The sequence below is a fragment of the Streptomyces sp. SID486 genome, assembly GCF_009865385.1.
GTDB lineage: Bacteria > Actinomycetota > Actinomycetes > Streptomycetales > Streptomycetaceae > Streptomyces.
The window spans coordinates 1-2,543 of record NZ_WWJT01000713.1; the positions used below are offsets into that span (position 1 = coordinate 1).

The 2,543-nt window shown below is 74.8% G+C and carries 3 protein-coding genes and 1 pseudogene; 3 read left to right on the forward strand and 1 reads right to left on the reverse strand.

All coding sequences use genetic code 11. From position 1 onward, the window contains the following. Nucleotides 1-369 precede the first annotated feature (369 nt). Nucleotides 370-660, reverse strand: a complete 291-nt coding sequence (locus tag GT045_RS33340; protein WP_161336479.1) for an SHOCT domain-containing protein — start codon at nt 658-660, stop codon at nt 370-372. Between the two features lie 443 nt (nt 661-1,103). On the opposite strand from GT045_RS33340, the gene GT045_RS33350 reads away from it, so the two are divergent. The 3 genes and pseudogenes from GT045_RS33350 to GT045_RS33360 all read left to right on the forward strand — a co-directional run. Beyond that, a complete protein-coding gene (locus GT045_RS33350) occupies nt 1,104-1,694 on the forward strand; it encodes a TetR/AcrR family transcriptional regulator (RefSeq protein WP_161336480.1) in 591 nt (196 codons plus the stop codon). A gap of 118 nt (nt 1,695-1,812) precedes the next feature. Continuing rightward, nucleotides 1,813-2,391, forward strand: coding sequence for a DUF4865 family protein (locus tag GT045_RS33355; RefSeq protein WP_161336481.1), 579 nt, complete (start codon nt 1,813-1,815; stop codon nt 2,389-2,391). Then, nucleotides 2,385-2,543, forward strand: a pseudogene (locus tag GT045_RS33360) (phosphotriesterase); the annotation flags it as partial. The gene GT045_RS33355 and the pseudogene GT045_RS33360, both read left to right, overlap by 7 nt.

A 2,543-nucleotide genomic window follows, 5' to 3' on the forward strand; every position in this document is an offset into this window, starting at 1 on the left:
GGCGGGTGCGCCCGTACCGGCCGGGACTCCGGCTCGGGGTACGGCGGGAACGCCTGTGCCGGCCGGGGCTCCGGCGCCGGCCCCGGCGGTGGCCGTGGCCGTGGTTCCCTCCGGGACCCCGGTTCCGGCGGGAGCGGCGGCGCCCTCCGAGGTTCCGGTTTCCGCAAGTGCCCGTGCCACGACCCCCGTCGCTCCGGTGCCCGCCTCACCAGCGCCCGGGGCGCCGGTCCCCGGGCGGGCCGTGGTGCCCGGCTGACCGGGCCGCGACCGGTCCGTGCCGTCCGTCCGGTGTTCCGGGCGGACGGCACGACGGCCCGCGCGGTGACGCGCGGGCCGCCTCACGTCCCGCTCCCGGCCCGCGGCGTCCCGTCAGGCCGTGCCGCCTCCGCCCAGGCGGCCGAAGTGCTCCTCCAGGACCGACGAGCGACGCCAGTACTCGTCCTCGTCGATCTCGCCGGAGGCGAAGCGGCGGCCGAGGACCGCGAGCGGCGAGCCGCCCGCCGGGCGGCCCCGCTCCACCGGACGCCAGGAACCGCCGCGTCCGCGCCAGGCGGTGCGGCGCAGGACGGTGACGGCGCCCACCACCACGGCCGCCCAGATCAGGGGGAAGAACAGGATCCACGGGCCGGGCCCGCCGTCCCATTGCGCCAGTGTCCGCATCTCGGGTCGTCTCCCTCGTCGTTCGGATGGTTCGGGTGCTCCGGGCGCTCCGGGTGTTCCGGGTGCTTCCGGTGCTTCCGGTGCTTCGGGTACTCCGGGTGCTCCGGGTGTCCCGGGTGCTCCGGGTGTCCCGGGTGCTCCGGGCGCTTCCGGTGCTCCGGGCGCTTCCGGGTGCTTCCGGTGCTCCGGGCGCTTCCGGGTGCTTCCGGTGCTCCGGGCGCTTCCGGGTGCTTCCAGTGCTCCGGGTGTCCCGGGTGCTTCCAGTGCTTCGGGGTGCGGTACCGAGGCTCCCTCCGGCAGGCGGTCGGCGTCGTCGTGCGGCCGGCTGCACCCCGCGTACCTCCCCTGGAGTACGGAGCCGGTGACCGGCTGCTCCCGGCGGCCCCACGCGCCCGTCCGCCGTACCCGTCCGCCGTACTCACTGGATTTCTGTAACTACTGGTATGTACAGTGGGCGCATGAACACCTCCGAACGGCTGATCGAGTCCACTCGGGAGCTGCTGTGGGAGCGCGGGTACGTGGGCACCAGCCCCAAGGCGATCCTGGAGCGCGCCGGGGCCGGCCAGGGCAGCATGTACCACCACTTCAAGGGCAAGCCCGATCTCGCCCTGGCCGCCGTCCGGCGCACCGCGCAGGAGATGCGGGCCACCGCCGAGGCCGTGCTCGGCGGTCCGGGCACGCCGTACGAGCGCATCGAGGCGTACCTGACGCGCGAGCGGGACGTACTGCGCGGCTGCCCTGTCGGCCGGCTCACGATGGACCCGGAGGTGATCGCGAGCGAGGAACTGCGCGCCCCGGTCGACGAGACGATCGCCGCCATTCGTGAGCGGATCGCCGCGATCGTCGAGGAGGGCAAGCGGCAGGGCCGGTTCGCACCCGGTCTGGACGGCCAGGACATCGCCGCCGCCGCCCTCGCGACCGTGCAGGGCGGCTATGTCCTGGCCCGCGCCTCCGGGTCACCCGCCGCGTTCGACGCCGGTGTGCGCGGCCTCCTCTCCCTGCTCGCCGCGCCGGACCCCGGACGGCAGGACTGAGTCACGTGCGCGCCGCCGCACGGCGCCCCGGATCCGCTCCTCCGACCACTCCGGCGGCGGCCGTCCCACCACGGACCGCCCCGCCCTGCCACGCCCGTCATGACGGAAGGAACCCCTGTTGCACGCCATGCAGTACGAGTTGACCCTCCCGGCCGACTACGACATGGACGTCATCCGTGCCCGGGTGGCGCGCGTCAAACCGCTGCTGGAGGACTGGGAGGGCCTCGGCTGCAAGGCGTACCTGGTGCGTGAGCGCGGGGTGCACGGCTCGCCGGTGAACCAGTACGCGCCGTTCTACCTGTGGAACACGGCCGAGGGCATGAACCGCTTCCTGTGGGGAGGCCCCTTCCAGCGGCTCGTCGACGACTTCGGCAGACCCGCGGTACGGCAGTGGACCGGTCTCGCCGTCGCCGAGGGCGGCGGCGCCCGGCCGGCGTTCGCGGTGCGGCGGAGGCAGCCCGTCCCCGAGGGGGTGGAGTTGACGCCGCTGATGGAGGACGCGGCGGCCACAACGGAGCGGCTGGCGGCACAGGAGGGTGCCGTGCTCGCGGCGGCGGCCGTGGACGCGCACCGCTGGGAACTGTTGCACTTCTCGCTGTGGGAGCAGGACACCCCCGTGGCCGACGGCGACGTCTTCGAGGTGCTGCACCTGTCCGCACCCGGCCGGGACCGCCTTCCGCGCGGGCGGCAGTGGTGACCCAGGTCCGTACGGTTCTCGGCGACGTCCGGCCCCAGGACCTGGGCGTGTGCGACGCCCACGACCATCTCTTCCTGCGCAGCCCGCAGTTGCCGGGTCAGGAACTGGACGACGCCCGTGCCGCGCGGGCCGAACTGGCGGCCTTCCGGGCC

Bases quoted from the DNA above. Each gene is read 5' to 3' on its own strand.
- GT045_RS33350 (WP_161336480.1), top strand. From the start codon at position 1,104: ATGTACAGTGGGCGCATGAACACCTCCGAACGGCTGATCGAGTCCACT.
- GT045_RS33340 (WP_161336479.1), bottom strand. From the start codon at position 660: ATGCGGACACTGGCGCAATGGGACGGCGGGCCCGGCCCGTGGATCCTG.